The organism is Paracoccus pacificus (assembly GCF_042680785.1).
Classification (GTDB): domain Bacteria; phylum Pseudomonadota; class Alphaproteobacteria; order Rhodobacterales; family Rhodobacteraceae; genus Paracoccus; species Paracoccus pacificus.
In genome coordinates this window covers 57,531-77,837 of sequence record NZ_JBHUEN010000006.1, presented here as the reverse complement: position 1 = coordinate 77,837, position 20,307 = coordinate 57,531, and the positions used below count along the sequence as shown (strand labels likewise).

Below are 20,307 nucleotides of genomic sequence, written 5' to 3'. Positions count from 1 at the left end.
TTCCCGCCCGCCTGCCGGAGAATCCCGACGGAATACCCGCCGGATCTTCCGTGGCTTTGCCCGCACGTTGGCCTACATCGCAGGGTGCAACGCCATGCGCGGCTGTCGATGCGAATCCGTCCCGATTATCATCGATCTTCCGGGTTTCGCGCGGCGTCGGAACCGCGAACGCCCCGCATGCAGTGGGTCAGACCACCAGAAGATCGTCGCGCAAAAGGTCAAGGTCGTTCACGCCCAGAACCACGAGCCGGTTGCCGCCGTCGAAGTCGAACACGACATTACCGCCGGCAACGCGCGCATGGGACAACGCCTCGTCGATGGAGCGGGAGGCGCTGTTCCACAGGGCGTTGTCCAGACGCAGCGTGTCGACATTGTCCTGAAAATCCGCGACCACGTCCTTGCCGCCGTCGAATACGAAGGAATCGGCGCCGCCGCCCCCGGTCAGCCGGTCGTTGCCGCCCCTGCCCGACAGGACGTTGGCGGCGCCGTTTCCGACGATGATGTTGTCGATGTCGTTGCCGACGACGTTGACCGCCGCATTGCCGCGCAGTTGCGCGATCTCGAGATTCGGGGCCAGCACGACGGCGGCGGTGGAAATCACCCGGTCGATGCCCGCGCCCGCAGCCTCGCCTATCCGGTCGCCGCCATCGGTGACATAGGTGTCGTTGCCCTTGCCCCCGAACAGGAAATCCTGTCCGGTGCGGCCATCAAGGACGTTGGCCTTGTCGTTGCCGACCAGCCGGTTGCTCAGGGTGTTGCCAATCGCGTTGGCCGCATCACCGCTGAGGGTCAGGTTTTCTAGGTTCGCCCCCAGCGCGAGCGAAACGCTGCTGCGCACCAGATCGACCCCGCCCCCGGCGGCTTCGAAAATCCGGTCGCGGCCATCGGTGATATAGGTGTCGTTGCCGGCGCCGCCCGTCAGCGTGTCGACACCACCGCGCCCGTCCAGCACGTTGGCCCCGGCATTGCCGGTGATCTGGTTGGCGTCGTCGTTACCGATTGCGTTGATCGCGGCCTTTCCGCTCAGGGTCAGCCGCTCGATATTCGCGCCAAGGGTGATGCTGCCGCTGCTGATCACGTGGTCCGTGCCCTGGCCCGTCGCCTCGACGATCCTGTCGAGCCCGTCGGTGATGTAGGTGTCGTTGCCCGTGCCGCCGATCAGCGTGTCATTGCCCAGGAACCCGTCAAGGATGTTTGCCGCGTCATTGCCGATGATCTGGTCATTTCCCCCGCCGCCGGTGGCGTTTTCGATGATCGTGCCGGGCATGATCGACATGTTGCCGGTTGCGCCCAGAACGTTGGAAAAGCTGCCCGGGCGCAGATCAATAAGCTGCGCCGCCGTCGCGCTTTTCAACGAAATGCTGTCGATCCCTGACGTGTCGACAAGCGTGAAAGCCGCATCCGCGCCAAGCGCCGACAACTGGTCAAGCGCGCCGCCCGCGGTCGAGTTGTCGCCATAGGTGGTATTGCCGGCCCGCACCGCGCCCGGCGCACCGTAAAAGATGGAAATGGCCAGAACGTCCGCAGACATCGGCGTGATCGGATAGGCTTTAGTCGCGTTCACATAGCTGTTCTCGACCTGCGAGAAATAGGACATGACCGACAATTGCCAGCTGTCGTTGCGGATCTCGCCAAGGTCCGGCGTCTTGACGGTCCCGTAATCCTGCGGATGTGAAAGGCCAAGCGCATGGCCGGTTTCATGCATATAGGTCCGGAAGACATAGCTGCCGATCGTATCGCCCGGGGCGACCTTGGATTGCGGAATTTCGACCGTCGCGGAAGATGTGTAATCGCCCGAGGCGGTTTGCCGGGTCGTGGCCTTGGTCCCGGTGTGGACATAGGTCAGTTCCGCCCCGCCAGTGGTTTCGATGAAGCGGATCCCGCTGATCGTCGACCATTCCGCCAGTGCGGCGCGGGCCAGCCCGGTTTCCTGCGCGGTCAGACCGGTCAGATTGACGGTCAGCGCATGATCCGCCCCCAGATCCCATTTCCGGACCTTGTCGTCCGACCAGCTGCTTTGCGTCAACGCGGCCGAAAAATCCCTGAGGTTGTAATCGCGCATGGCAGTTTCCCGATCCCGGAGGGTTAAATTTCATGGGAATGTCCTGCCAAAAACTTAACAAATTATGAATTTAGGACCGGTTGCCTAAAATCATATTTATTAAGACGGGCGTTATTCGCCGGTATATGGGTTGCGTATCCGGTCCATCGGCAAAAGCGCCCCGCGCGTGGCGATGACCTGAAGCGCCATTTCATGGCCGCAGCGTGCGGCGCGGGTCATATCGGCCCCGGCCAGACGCGCCGCCAGATAGCCGCCGTTATAGCTGTCGCCGGCGCCGGTCGTATCGACGGGGGTCTGGCGGCTGCCGCCGGGCAGCGGCTGCGGCACGCCCCCGGCCATCGCCAGCATCGGGCCGCCGCCGTTCTTGACCACCACCTCGGTCACGCCGGCATCGGCATAGCGGCGTGCCGTCGCCTCCACATCGGCATCGCCGAAATGCGCGGCTTCGTCGTCGTGACTGGGCAGCGCGATGTCGGAAACGGCGGCGCCCCGCATGATCCAGTCGCGCATCTCATCGCCCGACGCCCACAGACGGGGGCGCAGGTTGGGGTCAAAGGCGACCTGTGCCGGGCTGGCCTTCATCGCGTCCAGCAGGACCTGCCGGCGTTCCGGGGTCAGGATCGCCAGAGTGATGCCGGAAAAATAGATCATCCGCGCCTGCGCGAACGACCGCGCCAGATGGTCGGGATCGTCGGCCAGCGTGCGCGCGGCCGAGGCATCGCGCCAATAGGTAAAGCTGCGCTCGCCGTCCTTGAGGTCGATCATGTAAAGGCCGGGCGCGCGGGTCGGGTGACGAGAGATCCAGCGGGTATCGACACCGGCGCTGTCCATGAAACTCACCATCGCATCGGAAATTGCGTCGCGGCCGACCGATGTCAGATAGCCGACGCTGCGATCGGACGGCGCGCAGGCGCGCACATACCATGCGGTGTTGAAGGTGTCGCCCGCGAACGCCTGCCGCCACAGGCCGTCACCAGCACCGGAAAGCTCGACCATGCATTCGCCGACGGACAGGAAATCGGTCACGCCAGCGCCTCGGCGGATTTTCGGGCGCCATCTGCGACCAGCCCGTCATAAGCCGCGCTGACCGGTTCGGCGAAGGCGCGGGCCTGATCCGGTGTGAACACCTCGGTCACCGCCAGCAGCGCCTCCGGCGGCGAATCGGCGCCATCGGAAAGGCTGCGCAGCCGCGCGGCCAGCGGGTCCTTGACCTCGATCGGCTGGCCGTTTTCATCGACGCCGCCGACATAGCGCATCCATGCCGCCACCCCCAGCGCCAGCCGGGGCGAGGCGCGGCCCGCCGCCAGATTCTCCGACAGCGTGGCCAGCAGCCGCTGCGGCAGTTTTTGGCTGCCATCCATGGCGATCTGCCAGGTCCGGTGCCGGATGCCGGGGTTCGAGAAACGCTGCGCCAGCGCCGCGGCATAGGCGGCCAGATCCTCGCCCGGCGGCGGGTCCAGTGCGGGAATGATCTCGTCGCGCCACAGCGCGCGGACAAAGCCGGACAGCGCCGGGTCGGCCATCGCGTCGGCGATGGTCTCATGCCCCGAGAGATAGCCAAGATAGGCGAGGCTGGAATGGGCGCCGTTCAGCATGCGCAGTTTCATATGCTCGAACGGGGTCACATCCCTGACCATCTGAACGCCGACCGCGCCGAGGTCGGGGCGGATACCGTCGACGAAATCATCCTCGATCACCCATTGGCGAAACGGTTCGTGCATGACGGGTGCGGCATCGGCGCGGCCGGTGGCCGTGGCGACGAAAGCAATGTCCTCGGGCTTGGTTGCCGGGACGATGCGGTCGACCATGGTGGCCGGAAACCGGCCCTCGGTCTCGATCCATGCGGCCAGATCGGGGTCGATCAGCTTCGCCAGATCCAGCACTACGCCGCGCACGACGCGCCCGTTTTCCGGCAGATTGTCGCAGGACAGCACCGTGAACGGACGCAACCCACGGTCCTTCCGCATCTGCAAAGCCCGTACCAGAAAGCCCGGGGCGCTGCGCGGCAACGGGTTTTCAAGGTCATGGCGGATATCGGGATGATCGGGGTTCAGCCGCCCCGTCGCCGGGTTGTGGCAATAGCCTTTCTCGGTCACGGTCAGGCTGACCACATGCACCGCCGGATCGGCCATCGCGTCAAGCACGGCCTGCGGATTTTCCGGTGCGACCAGCACGTCCCGGATCACCTCGATCCAGCGGCTTGACTGGCCATCCGGGCCAAGCTCGACCGCGGTATAGCCGAAATCCGATTTTGCCATGGCGTCGCGGGTGCCGGGGCTTTGCAGGCTGACGCCCAGAATGCCCCAATCCCCGCCCGAGGCCTGCATCGCCTCGGCCACATAGATGGCGCCATGGGCGCGGAAAAACGCACCAAGGCCCAGATGGACCCAACCTATCGCGGGTTTGTCAGCGGGCAAGCCAGCCTCCGTCAACATTGATCACTGCGCCATTGATATAGTCCGAGGCCGGGGCGGCCAGAAACACGGCCGTCTGCGCGATATCATCCGGTTTGCCCCAGCGGTTTGCCGGAATGCGTTCCAGAATGGCGCGGAAACGGTCGGGATCGGCGCGCAGGGCATCGGTGTTGTTGGTCTCGATATAGCCCGGCGCGATGGCGTTGACGTTCAGGCCGCGCGCCGCCCATTCATTGGCCAGAAGCTTGGTCAGACCGGCCACGCCATGCTTGCTTGCGGTATAGCTGGGCACGCGAATGCCGCCCTGAAAGCTCAGCAGGCTGGCGATGTTGATGATCTTGCCCTGACCGCGCGGCAGGGCGGCACGCGCGAAGGCCTGACAGGTGAAGAACACCGCCTTCAGGTTGACGTCGATCACGTCATCCCAATCGGCTTCCGAGAAATCGACGCTGTCGGCGCGGCGGATGATGCCGGCGTTATTCACCAGAATGTCGATCTGTCGCTGGCCGAACAGGTCCTGCGCGGCCATCGGATCGCTGAAATCCAGATGCAGTTCCTCGGCGGCGCCAAGCGCCACGGTTTCGGCGCTGGACGACCTGCCGGCTGCGATCACATGCGCGCCGGCCCCCGCCATCGCCACCGCGACCGCCTGCCCGATGCCGGTGTTCGCGCCGGTCACAAGGGCGGTCTTGCCGGTCAGCGAAAACGGGTTCATCGCAGATCCTCCGGCTGGATAATGTCCATGTCCGTGTAGTCGACGTTATCGCCGGCCATGGCCCAGATGAAGGTATAGCCGCCGATGCCGGCGCCGGAATGGATCGACCACGGCGGCGAGATCGTGGCCTGCTCATTGGCCACGAACAGATGCCGGGTTTCCTGCGGCTCGCCCATCAGGTGCAGGACGCGGGCGGTCTCATCCATGCCGAAATACAGGTAAGCCTCCATCCGGCGGTCATGGACATGGGCCGGCATCGTGTTCCAGACCGAGCCATCCTCCAGCGTGGTATAGCCCAGCACAAGCTGACAGCTTTCCATGACCAGCGGATGAATGAACTGCCGGATGGTGCGCTTGTTCGAGGTCTCTACGCTGCCGGTTTTCATCTCTTTGGCCTCACCGACGGTGATCAGCCGGTTGGGATAAGGCTGGTGCGCCGGTGCCGAGGCCAGATAGAACCGCCCCTGACCGCCGAAGGTGACCGGCCCCGAGCCCATGCCCAGATACAGAACGTCGCCGCGCTCCATCTTCCAGACCTCGCCCGAGGCCTCGACGGTGCCGGTTTCGCCGATATTGACTATCCCGAGCTCGCGCCGGTCCAGAAAATTGGGGGTGCGGGTCTCGTCCACCTTGTCGAGGACCAGCCGCTCGCCCGCCGGGACCACGCCGCCAAGCGTAAAGCGGTCGTAATGGGTATACACCAGCCGTATCTCGCCGGTGCGGAACAGGTCTTCGGCAAGGAAGTGGCGGCGAAGCGCCTGAGTATCCATGACCTTGGCATGTTCGGCATGAACGGCGTGGCGGGTTTCGACGCTAAGCATGGGTCGTCCTTCTTATAGAAAATCGTCGCGGCGCGGGGTGAAATTGTCGATCAGCTCGCCCGCCGCCAGACATGTGCAGCCATGGACGGCGTTCGAGGGGATGACGAAACTGTCCCCCGGCCCGACCTCGCGCGTTTCACCCGCGACGTGAAAGGCGAAACGACCCGATTTGACATAGGTCGACTGGACATGGGGATGGCTGTGAGGGGCGCCCTCGTCGCCTTTCTCGAAGACGAAGGACACCACCATCAGCTCGGGTGAATGGGCAAGAATCGTGCGGACCGGATCAGCCATCAGCGGAACACCTGTGGAAGCCAAAGGGACAGGGCCGGAATGTACGTGACCAGCATCAGCGTGGCAAATGCGGCCGCGTAGAAGGGCCAGATCGTGCGCATCGCCTGCCAGATCGAGATCCGCCCCACGGCGCAGCCGACGAACAGCACCGCGCCCACCGGCGGCGTGCAAAGCCCGATGCCAAGGTTCAGGATCAGGATCACGCCGAAATGGATCGGATCGACGCCGAAGGCCATCGCCACCGGCAGAAAGATCGGCGTGGTGATCACGATCAGCGGCGACATGTCCATAAACGTGCCAAGGATCAGCAGGACCACGTTCATCAGAAGCAGGATCACCAGCGGATTATCCGAGACGCCCTGCAGGAACTCGACCATGGCGGTCGGCACCTTCAGATAGGCCAGCAGCCAACCGAAACAGGCCGCGCAGCCGATCACCAGAAGCACCATCGAGGTGGTGCGCACCGCCGCCAGCGTGGCGTGGACGAATTCCGACCAGTTCAGCGTGCGATAGACAATGATCGTGACCAGAAGCGCATAGACGACCGCGATATTCGAGGATTCCGAGGCGGTGAACACGCCCGAACGCACGCCGCCGAAGATGATGGCGATCAGGATCAGGCCCGGCACCGCCGAGACGAACATCTGGCCCAGCACCGCCATGCCGGGAAACTTCTCGGTCGGGTAGCCGCGCCGGGTGGCGACGAGCCACGCCGCGATCATCAGCGACAGGGCCAGCATCAGGCCGGGAATGATGCCGGCGGTGAACAGATCGGCGATGGACAGCCTGCCGCCGGCCGCGATCGAATAGATGATCATGTTATGCGACGGTGGGATCAGAAGCGCGATGATCGACCCGACCACGGTCAGGTTCACCGCGTAATCGACATCATAGCCCCGCGCCTTCATCTGCGGCACCATCAGCCCGCCGACGGCGCTGGCATCGGCCGCCGCCGAACCCGAGACGCCGCCGAACATGACCGAGGCCATGACGTTGACCTGACCCAGCCCGCCCCGAAGATGCCCGACCATGGCCCCGGCAAGGGCCACCAGTCTGCGGGCGATGTCGCCGCGCACCATCAGATCGCCCGAATAGATGAAGAACGGGATCGCCATCAGCGCGAACACCGACACGCCCGAGTTCAGGCGCTGAAACACCACGACCGGGGGTAGCCCCAGATAAAGCACCGTGGCGAAGCTGCTGACGCCAAGGCAGAAGGCGACCGGCGTGCCGATCAGCAGAAGGAAGACGAAACTTCCGAACAGAATCCAGTATTCCACCTTTTATGCCCCCGTCCCGATTTCGTCGGGCGAAATCGTACCGTCGTCGTCGTGATCCTCGCCGAACCGCGAGGTCGGTAGACCGGCCAGCCGTCGCATGATCCGCTCGACCGAGAACAGGATCAGCAGGACACCCCCGACGATCACCGGAAGAAAATCGAAAAACCGCGAGATGCCGACGCCCGGCACGATATCGTTCGCGGCCTTGTCGGCCAGTTGCAGCCCGTACCAGCTCATCCCGAAGCCGAAAGCGGCCACCACCAGATCCGACAGGCTATGCAGCCACGACCCGAAACGGTCCGGCAGAAAGTAAAGCAGCACGTCGAAAGACAGGTGATAGCCTTCGCGCACGCCGACCGCCGCGCCCAGAAAGATGAACCACCCCATCAGCATGACGCTTGACGGTTCGGCCCAGAACAGGCTGGTGCCCAGAACATAGCGGTAAAAGACCTGAGCAAAGACGATTGCCGTCATAAGCACCAGCCCGATTCCCGCCAACCACAGCGCGACCCGGGCGATCGTGCCCAGCCAAAGCGCCGCCGTTTCCATTTTTTCCCGCATCGGCCCCCCCTTTTTTCCGGAATTGGCGCATTGTCACGCGCGCGCCTTGAAAATGCCCGCCGCGGCGTTCCGCGGCGGGCACAGGATCACTTGGTGTCCTGGATCTGTTTGACGATCGCCTTGAACTCGGGGGTGGTCACGTATTTTTCGTAGACCGGGACCATCGCTTCGATGAACGGGGTCTTGTCGATATCCTTGATGATCTCGACACCCGCCGCCTTCACCTTTTCTTCCGAGGCTTTTTCCTGCTCGGCCCACAGCTTGCGCTCGACCGGGACGGAATCCAGCGCCGCCTGACGGACGATCGCCTGATCCTCGGGGCTGAGCTTGTCCCAGCTCAGCTTGGACATCGCCACCACCTCGGGGACCATCAGATGCTGGTCCTGCGTGTAATATTTGGCGACCTCGGCATGGCCCGAGGTGTCAAAGCTGGGATAGTTGTTTTCCGCACCGTCGATGACACCGGTCTGGATGGCCGAATAGACCTCGCCATAGGGCATCGGCGTGGCGTTCGCGCCAAGCGCGCCCATCATGTCGACAAAGACGTCCGACTGCATGACGCGGAACTTCATGCCTTTCAGGTCGTCGATGGACTTGATCGGCTTTTGCGAGTTGTAGAAGCTGCGCGAACCGCCGTCGTAATAGGCCAGCGGCACCAAATCATGGGCCTCGAAGGCTTTCACCAGCGTTTCCTGCCCGATCGGGCCGTCCATGACCTTGTACATGTGCTCTACGTCGCGGAACAGATAGGGCAGCGACAGAAGCTGTGCTTCGGGGACGATGTTGTTAAAGCTGCCGAAGCTGGCGCGCACCATGTCGATCACGCCGAACTGGGTCTGCTCGATGGTATCCTTTTCCTCGCCCAGCTGGGACGAGGGGAACACTTCGATACAGACCCGGCCGTTGGTCTTTTCCTCGACTTGCTTGGCCATGAACTTGACCCCTTCCACGGTCGGATAGCCGTCCGGGTGGGTGTCCGAGGACCGGAGCGTCACGTCGCAGGCTTGCGCGGCGGCCACGCCCGCAGCGGTGGCCAGCAGCGCGGCCAGCAGGGTATTTAGGGTTTTCAAGGTCGTTCCTCCCATTTTGAACTTCACAGTCGATAGGCGTTCTTGGCCAGACCATAAGCCAGATCATTGGCCAGTCCGGGCGCCTCGTCCCGATCCAGCCGGCCGGTCATCACCAGATCGGCCAGCCAGCCGCAGTCCACCCGCCGCGCCATGTCGTGGCGCGCGGGGATCGAGCAAAAGGCGCGGGTGTCGTCGTTGAAACCGACGGTGTTATAGAAACCGGCGGTCTCGGTCGTCTGTTCGCGATAGCGGCGCATGCCTTCGGGACTGTCAAAGAACCACCATGCCGGGCCAAGGCGGAGGCATGGCCATGCACCGGCCAGAGGCGCCAGTTCGCGGGCATAGGCGGTTTCGTCCAGCGTGAACAGGATGACGCGCAGATTGGGTTCCATCCCCACGGCATCCAGCATCGGGCGCAGCGCGTGGACATAATTCGTCTGGGTCGGGATGTCGAAACCCTTGTCGCGGCCGAACCGGGCCATGATCTGCCCGCTGTGGTTGCGCAGCGATCCCGGGTGGATCTGCATGACCAAGCCGTCGTCAACGCTCATCCGGGCCATTTCGGTCAGCATCTGGCCGCGGAACCGATCGGCTTCCTCTGGCGTCGCCTTGCCGCTGCGCACCCGGTCGAACAGGGCGCGCGCCTCGGCCTCGCGCAGGTTCTCGGTCCGCGCGGTGGCGTGACCGTGGTCGGTCGAGGTGGCGCCGCCGACCTCTTTGAAAAAGGCGCGCCGCTTGCGATGCGCCGCCAGATAGCCGTCCCAGGTGCCGGTATCCTCGCCGGTCTGCGCGCCCAGCAGATCGAGATTGGCCGCGAAGCCGTCGAATTCGGGATCGATCACCGCATCGGGCCGATAAGCGGTGACGACACGGCCCTTCCAGCCGGAATCGCGGATCATCCGGTGCCAGCGCAGGTCGTCGGTCGCGGGCTCCGTGGTCGATATCGCCTCGATCCGGAACCGCTCGAACAGGGCGCGGGGTCGGAACTCGGGCCGGGTCAGGCAATCGGCGATGTGATCATAGGCCGCGTCGGCATTGGCGGGCGTCAGGCGCTGATCAAGACCGAACACATGTTCAAAGACATGGTCGATCCACATGCGCGAGGGCGTGGCGCGGAACAGATAGTAATGTTCGGCGAAACGGCGCCAGATCTTGCGGCCGTCCGTCTCGGTCGGGCCGCCATCGGCGCGCGGCACGCCCAGATCGGTCAGCGCCACGCCCTGCGAGGCCAGCATACGGAAAACATAGTGATCGGGGGTGACGAACAGCTGCGCCGGATCCGGGAAGGGTTCGTTTTCGGCGTACCAGCGCGGATCGGTGTGGCCGTGGGGGCTGATGATCGGCAGGTCGGCGACCTGTTCATAAAGCTCACGCGCGAGGTTGCGGGCCTGCGGCTCTACCGGGAACAAGCGGTCGGGGTTCAGAATCGCCATCGGTTACGCTTTTCCCTGATCAATTGCCGGAATTCTGGAAGGAACGGCTCATGCCTGAAACGCCGGATGCTCCAGCGCGGTAAAGATCCCGCGCAGTTCCGCCAGACCTTTCAGCCGCCCGATCGCCGGATAGCCCGGCTGGGCGCGCCGGTTCAGGTCGTCAAGAATGTCCTGGCCATGGTCGGGGCGCATCGGGATGCTGGCATCCGCGCGGCCCGCGTCGCGGCGGCGCTTTTCCTCGGCGACGACGGCGGCGGCCAGCGCCACCATGTCGGTGCCCCCGCCCAGATGCTCGGCTTCATAGAAGGACACCGGAATGCCTTCGCCTTCGCGGATGACGTTGCGCATATGCAGGAAATGCACGCGCGGGCCCAGGCGCTGCATCATGCCCGGCAGGTCGTTGTCGGGCCGGGCGCCAAGGCTGCCCGAGCACAGCGTGACGCCATTCGCCGGCAGATCGACCGCATCCAGAAAGGCGCGGTAATCCGCCTCGGTCGACACCACGCGCGGCAGGCCAAGCAGCGGAAACGGCGGGTCGTCGGGGTGACAGCACAGCCGCAGGCCCAGACGCTCGGCCTCGGGCGCGACCTCGGCCAGAAATTCGATCATGTTGGCGCGCAATTGCTCGGCGCTCATGTCGGCATATTCGGCCAGATGGGTGCGCACGTCGTCCAGCGAAAAGTTTTCAGCGGCGCCCGGCAGGCCAAAGACCACGTTGCGGGAAAGCTGATCGCGCGCGTCCGCGTCCATTTCCGCAAACCGGCGGGCGGCTTTTTCGGCGATGTCATCGGGGAAGCTGTCGGCGGCACCCGGGCGTTTCAGAATGTGGATGTCGAAGGCGGCGAAGTCGATCAGGTCAAAGCGCATCGCGGTGCCACCATGAGCGACACGATAGGCCAGATCGGTGCGCGTCCAGTCCAGAACCGGCATGAAATTATAGCAGATGACCTGCAAACCCGCCTCGGCAAGGTTCGCCATGCTTTCTTTGTACGCCGCGATATGATCGCGCCACGGCCCCGACTGCTTCTTGATCGCCTCGCTGACCGGCAGGCTTTCGACCACTTCCCACGCGATGCCCGAAGGGCTGCCGTTGCGGCGGGTGCCGATCTCGGCCTGACGGCGCGCGATTTCGGATGGTGCCCATACCGCGCCGGTCGGAACGTGATGCAGCGCCGAGACGGCGCCCTGAACACCGGCTTGCAGCATCTCGTCAATGCCGACAAGATCGTTCGGTCCAAACCAGCGCCACGTCTGCCGCATCTTTCCCCCCGAAAACGCAGTTCGGCGGCACGCTAACGCGATTCAACGCGATTGACAAGTATGGTAGTATGGTGGATATGAAAAAGCCGAGGGAGGGGAGGATGAACACACTGCCCCCACAGTTGCCACGACCCGATGGACCTGGGCCGGTTGCGCCGCAGGTCGTGACCGCATTGCGTGATCGGATCGTACAGGGCGCGCTGGTTCCCGGCACCCGTCTTTCGGAACAGGAAATCGCCACCCAATACGACATTTCCCGCCAGCCGGTGCGCGAAGCCTTCATACGTCTGGCGGTCGAGGGGCTGGTCGAGGTGCGGCCCCAGCGCGGCACGTTCGTGTCGCGGATCAACCTTGGCTTCGTGCGCGACACCCGCTTCATCCGCGAGGCGGTCGAGGCGGATATCGTCCGCATCGCCGCCCGTCAGGCAACGGCCGATCAGATCGCCGATCTTGCCCGGCAGTTGCAGGCGCAGGCGGATCTGCCCGATGGGCTGGGGCTGGAGCTGATGCGGCTGGACGAGAACTTTCATGCCACGCTCGCGCGCGCCGCGGGCAAGCTGCATGTCTGGGACAAGCTGCAGGGTCTCAAGATCCATCTGGATCGGGTGCGTCATCTGACCACGGCGACGGTGCCGAAATCGGTCATGCTGGACCAGCACCGCGATGTGCTGGACGCCATCGCCTCGGGCGACCCGGATGCCGCCGAAACCGCCATGCGCCGTCACTTGCGCAAGGTTCTGGACGACCTGCCTGGCATTGTCGCCGTCGCGTCCCAATATTTCGATCTGGATTCAGATCCGCAAAACCCCTGACCCCACAGCATCCGAGCCAATCATCATGAGCCAAGATTACCTGCACCTGAACGCCCGCGATAACGTCGCCGTCGCCTTGCGCGAACTGGCCGCCGGCGCGACCCTCGCCGGCGTCACGCTGAAATCCAGCATTCCCAACGGGCACAAATTCGCGCTTGTGGATGTGGCGCAGGGTCAGCCGGTGCTGAAATACGGTCAGGTCATCGGTCAGGCGACGCACCCCATCGCGGCGGGCGATCATGTCCACAGCCACAACCTCGGCATGGCTGAAATGCGGGCCGGCGACACCAGCGAGCGCGGCCACCTGCCCGAGCCGCCGGCGCGGCGCACCTTTGACGGCTATCTGCGCCCGAACGGCAAGGTGGGAACCCGGAACTTCATCGGCATCCTCGCCTCGGTCAACTGCTCGACCACGGTCTGCAACGCCATCGCCGCCGCCGCGAACCGCGAGCTTCTGCCGCGTTTTCCGGGCATCGACGGCTTTACCGCCATCATCCACGATCAGGGTTGCGGCATGGCCAACCGGGGCGAGGGCTTCGAGGCGCTGGTCCGCACCCTGAAGGGCTATCGCGATCACCCGAATTTCGGCGGCGTGCTGATCGTCGGGCTGGGATGCGAGGTGAACCAGCTGACGCTTTACAAACCCGACGGCTGGACCCGCGAGCGTTTCGCCACCTTCAACATTCAGGAGGTCGGCGGGTCGTCTTCGGCGGTCAAGCGCGCGGTCGAGATCCTGACCCCGATCGCCGAGGCCGCCAATCAGGACAAACGGACCGAAGTCCCGGTCAGCGGGCTGGTTCTGGGTATGCAATGCGGCGGCTCGGACGGCTATTCCGGCATCACCGCGAACCCGGCGCTGGGCGTGGCCTCGGACATGCTGGTCGCGGCGGGGGGCACCTCGATCCTGTCCGAGACGCCCGAGATCTATGGCGCCGAACATCTTCTGATCCAGCGCGCCGACCCCCAGACCGGGCAGCAGATCCGCGACATGATCGACTGGTGGCGCAGCTATGCCGCCCGCAGCGGGGCCGAGCTGGACAACAACCCCAGCCCCGGCAACAAGCGCGGCGGCCTGACCACGATCCTTGAAAAATCGCTGGGCGCGGTGGCCAAGGGCGGCTCGGCGCCGCTGACCGCCGCCTATGCCTATTCGCAGCCGGTGGACAAGACCGGGTTCGTCTATATGGACAGCCCCGGCTATGATCCCGTTGCCGCGACCGGGCAGATCGCCTCGGGCGCCAATCTGATCGCCTTCACCACCGGACGGGGCTCGTGCTTCGGCTCCAAGCCGGCGCCGTCGATCAAGCTCGCCTCGAACAGCGCGCTTTACGCCAGCATGACCGAAGACATGGACATCAACTGCGGCCCGGTGGTCGACGGCGTGTCGCTGACCGAGATGGGCGCGCAGATCTATGACCTGCTGCTGGATACCGCGTCCGGCAAGCAGACCAAATCCGAGATCTTCGGTTATGGCGACAACGAATTCGTGCCGTGGAAGATCGGCGCGACGCTTTAGGCGCGCAAACCGGCGGCAGGGCGGCTTCCGGCCGTGTGTTTGCGGTAACAGCCGCTACGCCGCGGCCGTTTCGCTGGCTTTGCGGGCTTGCAACGGGCAATGGGGCGTGGTTCTGGCAAAGGGAACCCGTCCGCACATCTGAACGCTGATCCGCCATGACAACGCCCCTGCTTCCGCCGGTCACCATCGACCAGTTCCGCGACGACATCCTGCGCCATCTGACCTATTCGGTCGGCACGGACCCCGAACATGCCTCGTCCTATGACTGGCGGCTGGCGCTGTCCTTTGCGCTGCGTGACCGCGTGGTCGAGCCATGGTTCGCGTCCACCCGGCGCACCTGGACCGAGGATAGCAAGCGGGTCTATTACCTGTCGATGGAGTTCCTGATCGGCCGCGTGCTCGAGGACGCGGCGATCAACATCGGCCTGCGCGACATCGCGGCCGGGGCGCTGGCGTTGCTGGGTCAGGATTTCACCACCCTTGCCGAAGGCGAACCCGACGCGGCCCTGGGCAACGGCGGCCTTGGCCGGCTGGCGGCCTGCTATATGGAAAGCATGGCAACGCTGGGCTGCCCGGCCTATGGCTATGGCATCCGCTATGAAAACGGCCTGTTCCGGCAGCGGTTCGAAAGCGGTCAGCAGGTTGAGGCGCCCGAGGACTGGCTGACCCAGCGCCAGCCATGGGATTTCGAGCGGCCCGAAAGCGCCTATACCATCGGGTTCAAGGGCCATGTCGAGAATGTCGACGGCCGCGTGCGCTGGATCCCGGGGGAAACCGTGCTGGCCTCGGCCCATGACATGCCGGTGGTCGGCTGGCGGGCGAACTGGGCCAACACGCTGCGGCTGTGGGCGGCACGTCCGACGACGCTGTTCGATCTGGAACGGTTCAACCGCGGTGACTATGCCGCGGCGGCCGAACCCGAGATTCTGGCGCGCACGCTGTCGCGGGTGCTTTACCCCGACGACACCACCTATCAGGGCAAGGAGTTGCGGCTGAAACAGGAATATTTCCTGACCTCGGCGGCGATTCAGGACATCCTGCGGCGGTTCCTCAAGACCCATGACGATCTGCGCCAATTGCCCGACAAGGTGGCGATCCAGATGAACGACACCCATCCGGCGCTGGCGGGCCCCGAGCTGATCCGGCTTCTGGTAGACCATCACGGCATCGCCTTCGCCGAGGCCTCCCGCATCGCCCGCGAATGTCTGGGCTATACCAACCACACCCTGCTGCCCGAGGCGCTGGAACGTTGGTCGACATGGCTGATGGGCACGGTCCTGCCCCGGCACATGCAGATCATCGAGGCGATCGACGCCGAACATGCGCAGGACTATCCGGCGCGCCCGGCGCATACCGCCATCGTTGCCGGCAACGAGGTAAAGATGGGCGAGCTGGCCTTCATCACCTCGCACAAGGTCAACGGCGTCTCGGCGCTTCACACCGATCTGGTCCGGCGCAACCTGTTCGCCGATCTGGACCGGCTGCATCCCGGCCGGATCATCAATGAGACCAACGGCGTGACGCCCCGGCGCTGGCTGAAGCTGGCCAATCCCGGCCTGTCGGGCCTGATCACCGACACTATCGGCGAGGGCTGGGAGGCCGATCTGGACCGGTTGTCGGGGCTGGAGGCCCATGTCGAGGATCGGGCGTTCCGCGACCGTTTCATGGCGATCAAGCGCGCCAACAAGGCCGCGACCAGCGACTGGCTGGCCAAACGCACCGGGGTGCAGGCCGATCCCGATGCGATCTTTGACGTTCAGGTCAAGCGCATCCACGAATACAAGCGGCAGTTGCTGAACATCCTGCAAACCATCGCGCAATGGCAGCGTATCCGCGACACGCCGAACGGCGACCATGTGCCCCGGGTCCGCATCTTCGGCGGCAAATCCGCGCCGGGCTATGCGGTGGCGAAGGAGATCATCCACCTGATCAATGATGTCGCCGCGACGATCAACGCCGATCCGGCGGTCAAGGGGCTGCTGAAGGTCGTGTTCCCGGCGAATTACAACGTCTCGATGGCCGAAAAGCTGATGCCGGCCGCCGATCTGTCCGAACAGATCTCGACCGCGGGGAAAGAGGCCTCGGGCACCGGCAACATGAAGCTGTCGCTGAACGGGGCGCTGACCATCGGCACGCTGGACGGCGCCAATGTTGAGATCCGCGAGCGGGTCGGACCGGAGAATTTTTTCCTGTTCGGCCTGACCGCCGATCAGGTCATCCAGCGCCGCAAGGACGTGGACCACGCCCGCCACGCCATCGAGGCCAGCCAGCCGCTGCGTGACGTGTTGCAGATGATTGCCGAGGGTCGGTTCAGCCCCGATCAGCCGGATCGCTATCATGGCGTCGTGGACCGGGTCTGGAACCACGACTATTTCCTCGTCGCGTCGGATTTCACCGCCTACGATGACGCGCAATCGCAGGTCGACGGGGTGTGGCGGCGACCCGACGACTGGGCGCGCATGGCGGCGTTGAATACCGCGCGAATGGGTTTCTTTTCCTCTGACCGGGCGATCCGTGGTTACATGAACGACATATGGTCCGTCGAATCGGCAATCTGAGCTAAAAGGGATCGGGGGGGATGGCGCGAAAGACCAGAAGAGGTGTCACGGCGCAACCGCCCGGGTCCGATGCGGCCCTAGCGCTGGCCGAGGGGCGGCACGGCGATCCTTTCGCGATCCTTGGCCCGCGCGACGGGGTGCTGACCGTATTGGTGCCCGGCGCCGAAACCGTCTGGCTGGAACAGGGCGACACCCCGGTTCAGCTTGCCCCGACCCCGGGCGCGCCGGGTGTGTTCAGCGGCCCGGTCGGTCCGGGTGCGTATCGGCTGCGGGCCGGCGCCAACGGCGCCGAATGGTCGTTTCAGGACCCCTATCGCTTTGGCCCGGTGCTGGGCGAGATGGATGAATATCTGATCGGTGAAGGCAGCCACAGCCAGCTTTGGCATGTTCTCGGCGCCCATCTGATCCAGCATGAGGGCGAGACCGGCGTCCATTTCGCGGTCTGGGCCCCGAATGCGCAAAGGGTCTCGGTCGTCGGCGACTTCAACCTGTGGAACGGCCTGACCCATCCGATGCGCCGCCGTGGCGCCACCGGCGTGTGGGAGCTTTTCCTGCCCGATCTGACCGAGGGTGCGATCTATAAATACGAAATTCGCGGCGCGGATGGGACGATCCTGCCCCTGAAGGCCGATCCGGTCGGCTTCGGCGCCGAGCACCCGCCCGCGACCGGATCGGTCGTGCGCCGTCCGGGCGCTGCGGACTGGCGGGATGCGGACTGGCTGGAACGCCGGGCCAAGGCCAATTCGGTCGACGCGCCGATCTCCATCTATGAGGTGCATCTGGGCAGTTGGCGGCGCGCACCGGATGGCCGCATGCTGTCCTATGCCGAACTCGCCGAACAGCTTGTCGGATACGCCGATTGGATGGGCTTCACGCATCTGGAACTGATGCCGGTCAGCGAGTTTCCCTTTGACGGGTCGTGGGGCTATCAGCCGGTCGGGCTGTTCGCGCCCACCATCCGCCACGGCACGCCGCAGGAATTCGCCGCATTGGTCGATGCCGCCCACCGCCGGGGCATCGGGGTCATCCTTGACTGGGTGCCCGGCCATTTCCCGACCGATCCGCATGGGCTCGGCCGGTTCGACGGCACGCCGCTTTACGAACACGCCGACCCGAAGGAAGGGTTTCACATCGACTGGAACACCCTGATCTATAACTACGGCCGCCGCGAGGTCGCCAATTACCTGACCGCCAACGCCTTGTATTGGCTGGACGAATACCACATCGACGGGCTGCGGGTGGATGCGGTCGCCTCGATGCTTTACCGCGACTATTCCCGCCGCGACGGCGAGTGGATCCCGAACAAGGACGGCGGCCGCGAGAATTACGAGGCGATCGAGCTTCTGCGGCAGGTCAATACCAAGGCTTACGGCAGTTATCCCGGCATCATGACCGTGGCCGAGGAATCGACCGCCTTTCCCGGCGTATCGCGGCCCGTGGATCAGGGTGGCCTCGGCTTTGGTTTCAAATGGAACATGGGCTGGATGAACGATACGCTGGCCTATATCCACCGCGACCCGATCCATCGCCGCTATCACCACGACAATCTGACCTTCGGGCTGGTCTATGCGTTTTCAGAGAATTTCGTGCTGCCGATCAGCCATGACGAGGTCGTGCATGGCAAGGGCTCGATGCTGGGCAAGATGCCGGGCAACGAGTGGGAGAAGTTTGCCAATCTGCGCGCCTATTACGGCTTCATGTGGGGCCATCCGGGCAAGAAACTGCTGTTCATGGGACAGGAATTCGCCCAGCCGCAGGAATGGGACCATAACCAGTCGCTGGATTGGGGCCGTGAACAGCAGCCCGCCCATCGCGGTGTCCAGCTTTTCGTGCGCGACCTGAACCGGGTCTATCGTGAAAACCCGGCGCTGCACCTGAACGACACGCGGCCCGAAGGCTTCGCCTGGATCGAGCCGGGCGATGCCGCGCAGTCGACACTCGCCTTCATGCGGCGCGGGGCCCCGAAGGACCCGCAGATCGTGGTGGTCGCGAATTTCACGCCGGTCGAACGCCCGGACTATCGGCTGGGCTTTCCGTCGCCCGGTGACTGGGAAGAGATCATCAACTCGGACGCGGCGGAATATGGCGGCGGCAATCGCGGCAATATGGGCCATGTCGCGACCGAGCCGGTCGGCTGGCACGGGCAGGCGGATTCGGCCAGCATCGTCTTGCCGCCATTGTCGGTTCTGATGTTCAGGCGCGCCGAAGCGCATTCATAAGGGGGAGTTCATTTTAGATGCAGGACCAGCGACCCAATCAACGACTTTCCTCGCAGGCGATGGCGTTCGTGCTGGCCGGCGGTCGTGGCAGCCGCCTGAAGGAACTGACCGACCGGCGCGCCAAGCCCGCCGTGTTCTTCGGCGGCAAGACCCGGATCATCGACTTCGCGCTGTCGAACGCGCTGAACTCGGGCATCCGCAAGATGGCCATCGCGACCCAGTACAAGGCGCACAGCCTGATCCGCCACATGCAGCGCGGCTGGTCCTTTTTCCGCGCCGAGCGGAACGAGTATCTGGACATCCTGCCCGCCAGCCAGCGGGTTTCGGAACATAAATGGTATATGGGCACCGCTGATGCGGTCACCCAGAACATCGACATCGTCGACAGCTATGGGGTGAAATACATCATCGTTCTGGCCGGTGATCATATCTACAAGATGGATTACGAGATCATGCTGGCGGCCCATGTCGACAGCGGCGCCGACGTGACCATCGGCTGCCTGACCGTTCCGCGCGCCGAGGCGTCGGCCTTTGGCGTGATGGACGTGGACGAGACCGGACGGATCACCGCTTTTCTGGAAAAGCCGAAGGATCCGCCGGGGATGCCGGGCGATCCCGACCATACGCTGGCCTCGATGGGGATCTACATCTTCGACTGGCAATTCCTGCGTGACCTGCTGATCCGGGACGCCGAGGATCCGAATTCCAGCCACGATTTCGGCAATGACCTGATCCCGCAGATCGTCAAGAACGGCAAGGCGATGGCGCATCAGTTCGCCGACAGCTGCGTGCGCTCGGGGCTGGAGAAAGAGCCCTATTGGCGCGACGTCGGCACCATCGACGCCTTCTGGCAGGCGAATATCGACCTGACCGACTTCATTCCCAAGCTGGATCTTTACGACAACTCCTGGCCGATCTGGACCTATGCCGAGCTGGTCCCACCCGCCAAGTTCATCCATGACGAGGACGGGCGGCGCGGTATGGCGATCAGCTCGCTGGTGTCGGGGGACTGTATCGTTTCGGGGTCCGAGGTGAAGAACTCACTGCTGTTCACCGGGGTCAGGGCGCACAGTTTTTCGTCGCTGGAATATGCGGTGGTGCTGCCCTATGTGACCGTGAACCGCCGGGCCCAGCTGAAGAACTGCGTCATCGACCGGGGCGTGATCATCCCTGAGGGTCTCGTCGTCGGTCAGGACCCCGAAGAGGACGCGCGCTGGTTCCGCCGCACGGATTCCGGCATCGTCCTGATCACGCAGGACATGATCGACCGCCGCGAAGCCCAGGTCGGGTGA

General features: G+C 64.3%; 16 protein-coding genes. 5 read left to right on the top strand and 11 right to left on the bottom strand.

Going from position 1 to position 20,307, the window contains the following annotated elements:
- Nucleotides 1-187: 187 nt before the first annotated feature.
- The 11 genes from ACFSCT_RS01960 to uxuA form a co-directional block, all read right to left on the bottom strand.
- On the bottom strand, nucleotides 188-2,062 hold the full coding sequence (locus ACFSCT_RS01960; protein ID WP_379139692.1) for a M10 family metallopeptidase C-terminal domain-containing protein: 1,875 nt from the start codon (nucleotides 2,060-2,062) through the stop codon (nucleotides 188-190).
- 111 nt (nucleotides 2,063-2,173) lie between these two features.
- Nucleotides 2,174-3,088, bottom strand: coding sequence for a sugar kinase (locus ACFSCT_RS01955; RefSeq protein WP_379139691.1), 915 nt, complete (start codon nucleotides 3,086-3,088; stop codon nucleotides 2,174-2,176).
- Nucleotides 3,085-4,479 carry a mannitol dehydrogenase family protein gene (locus ACFSCT_RS01950; protein WP_379139689.1) on the bottom strand — a complete coding sequence of 465 codons (1,395 nt, stop codon included), beginning with the start codon at nucleotides 4,477-4,479 and terminating at the stop codon, nucleotides 3,085-3,087. The genes ACFSCT_RS01955 and ACFSCT_RS01950 overlap by 4 nt, the downstream gene beginning before the upstream one ends.
- On the bottom strand, nucleotides 4,469-5,191 hold the full coding sequence (gene kduD / locus ACFSCT_RS01945) for a 2-dehydro-3-deoxy-D-gluconate 5-dehydrogenase KduD (RefSeq protein ID WP_379139687.1): 723 nt from the start codon (nucleotides 5,189-5,191) through the stop codon (nucleotides 4,469-4,471). Before kduD ends, ACFSCT_RS01950 begins: the two co-directional genes overlap by 11 nt.
- Nucleotides 5,188-6,012 (bottom strand): 5-dehydro-4-deoxy-D-glucuronate isomerase, encoded by an 825-nt coding sequence (kduI, locus tag ACFSCT_RS01940; RefSeq protein ID WP_379139686.1) that lies wholly within the window; start codon nucleotides 6,010-6,012, stop codon nucleotides 5,188-5,190. The genes kduD and kduI overlap by 4 nt, the downstream gene beginning before the upstream one ends.
- A gap of 12 nt (nucleotides 6,013-6,024) precedes the next feature.
- On the bottom strand, nucleotides 6,025-6,306 hold the full coding sequence (locus ACFSCT_RS01935; RefSeq protein WP_379139685.1) for a cupin domain-containing protein: 282 nt from the start codon (nucleotides 6,304-6,306) through the stop codon (nucleotides 6,025-6,027).
- Entirely contained in the window at nucleotides 6,306-7,586 is a 1,281-nt protein-coding gene (locus ACFSCT_RS01930; RefSeq protein ID WP_379139683.1) for a TRAP transporter large permease, read from the bottom strand. The genes ACFSCT_RS01935 and ACFSCT_RS01930 overlap by 1 nt, the downstream gene beginning before the upstream one ends.
- 3 nt (nucleotides 7,587-7,589) lie before the next feature.
- On the bottom strand, nucleotides 7,590-8,147 hold the full coding sequence (locus ACFSCT_RS01925) for a TRAP transporter small permease (protein WP_379139681.1): 558 nt from the start codon (nucleotides 8,145-8,147) through the stop codon (nucleotides 7,590-7,592).
- An 86-nt stretch (nucleotides 8,148-8,233) separates the two neighbouring features.
- Complete coding sequence (locus ACFSCT_RS01920) at nucleotides 8,234-9,232, bottom strand: TRAP transporter substrate-binding protein (RefSeq protein WP_379139679.1); 999 nt, start codon at nucleotides 9,230-9,232, stop codon at nucleotides 8,234-8,236.
- Between the two features lie 8 nt (nucleotides 9,233-9,240).
- Complete coding sequence (uxaC, locus tag ACFSCT_RS01915; RefSeq protein WP_379139677.1) at nucleotides 9,241-10,650, bottom strand: glucuronate isomerase; 1,410 nt, start codon at nucleotides 10,648-10,650, stop codon at nucleotides 9,241-9,243.
- A gap of 48 nt (nucleotides 10,651-10,698) precedes the next feature.
- Nucleotides 10,699-11,910 (bottom strand): mannonate dehydratase, encoded by a 1,212-nt coding sequence (uxuA, locus tag ACFSCT_RS01910; protein WP_379139676.1) that lies wholly within the window; start codon nucleotides 11,908-11,910, stop codon nucleotides 10,699-10,701.
- Nucleotides 11,911-12,011: 101 nt separating this feature from the next.
- On the opposite strand from uxuA, the gene ACFSCT_RS01905 reads away from it, so the two are divergent.
- The 5 genes from ACFSCT_RS01905 to glgC all read left to right on the top strand — a co-directional run bounded on the left by ACFSCT_RS01905 (nucleotide 12,012) and on the right by glgC (nucleotide 20,307).
- Nucleotides 12,012-12,722, top strand: coding sequence for a GntR family transcriptional regulator (locus ACFSCT_RS01905; protein ID WP_379139674.1), 711 nt, complete (start codon nucleotides 12,012-12,014; stop codon nucleotides 12,720-12,722).
- Between the two features lie 25 nt (nucleotides 12,723-12,747).
- Nucleotides 12,748-14,238: a UxaA family hydrolase gene (locus ACFSCT_RS01900; RefSeq protein ID WP_379139672.1), complete on the top strand. Its 1,491-nt coding sequence runs from the start codon at nucleotides 12,748-12,750 to the stop codon at nucleotides 14,236-14,238.
- A 155-nt stretch (nucleotides 14,239-14,393) separates the two neighbouring features.
- A complete protein-coding gene (locus tag ACFSCT_RS01895; protein WP_379139671.1) occupies nucleotides 14,394-16,796 on the top strand; it encodes a glycogen/starch/alpha-glucan phosphorylase in 2,403 nt (800 codons plus the stop codon).
- A 20-nt stretch (nucleotides 16,797-16,816) separates the two neighbouring features.
- Nucleotides 16,817-19,015: a 1,4-alpha-glucan branching protein GlgB gene (glgB, locus tag ACFSCT_RS01890; RefSeq protein WP_379139669.1), complete on the top strand. Its 2,199-nt coding sequence runs from the start codon at nucleotides 16,817-16,819 to the stop codon at nucleotides 19,013-19,015.
- Nucleotides 19,016-19,032: 17 nt separating this feature from the next.
- The gene (gene glgC, locus ACFSCT_RS01885; RefSeq protein WP_379139667.1) at nucleotides 19,033-20,307 is read left to right on the top strand and encodes a glucose-1-phosphate adenylyltransferase; all 1,275 of its coding nucleotides are present in this window, start codon (nucleotides 19,033-19,035) and stop codon (nucleotides 20,305-20,307) included.

What these genes read in the sequence shown, in the direction of transcription:
- ACFSCT_RS01935 (WP_379139685.1), bottom strand. Translation starts at nt 6,306, where the DNA reads ATGGCTGATCCGGTCCGCACGATTCTTGCCCATTCACCCGAGCTGATG.
- ACFSCT_RS01920 (WP_379139679.1), bottom strand. Translation starts at nt 9,232, where the DNA reads ATGGGAGGAACGACCTTGAAAACCCTAAATACCCTGCTGGCCGCGCTG.
- uxuA (WP_379139676.1), bottom strand. Translation starts at nt 11,910, where the DNA reads ATGCGGCAGACGTGGCGCTGGTTTGGACCGAACGATCTTGTCGGCATT.
- ACFSCT_RS01900 (WP_379139672.1), top strand. Translation starts at nt 12,748, where the DNA reads ATGAGCCAAGATTACCTGCACCTGAACGCCCGCGATAACGTCGCCGTC.
- ACFSCT_RS01895 (WP_379139671.1), top strand. Translation starts at nt 14,394, where the DNA reads ATGACAACGCCCCTGCTTCCGCCGGTCACCATCGACCAGTTCCGCGAC.
- ACFSCT_RS01960 (WP_379139692.1), bottom strand. Translation starts at nt 2,062, where the DNA reads ATGCGCGATTACAACCTCAGGGATTTTTCGGCCGCGTTGACGCAAAGC.
- uxaC (WP_379139677.1), bottom strand. Translation starts at nt 10,650, where the DNA reads ATGGCGATTCTGAACCCCGACCGCTTGTTCCCGGTAGAGCCGCAGGCC.
- kduD (WP_379139687.1), bottom strand. Translation starts at nt 5,191, where the DNA reads ATGAACCCGTTTTCGCTGACCGGCAAGACCGCCCTTGTGACCGGCGCG.
- ACFSCT_RS01925 (WP_379139681.1), bottom strand. Translation starts at nt 8,147, where the DNA reads ATGCGGGAAAAAATGGAAACGGCGGCGCTTTGGCTGGGCACGATCGCC.
- glgB (WP_379139669.1), top strand. Translation starts at nt 16,817, where the DNA reads ATGGCGCGAAAGACCAGAAGAGGTGTCACGGCGCAACCGCCCGGGTCC.
- glgC (WP_379139667.1), top strand. Translation starts at nt 19,033, where the DNA reads ATGCAGGACCAGCGACCCAATCAACGACTTTCCTCGCAGGCGATGGCG.
- ACFSCT_RS01905 (WP_379139674.1), top strand. Translation starts at nt 12,012, where the DNA reads ATGAACACACTGCCCCCACAGTTGCCACGACCCGATGGACCTGGGCCG.
- kduI (WP_379139686.1), bottom strand. Translation starts at nt 6,012, where the DNA reads ATGCTTAGCGTCGAAACCCGCCACGCCGTTCATGCCGAACATGCCAAG.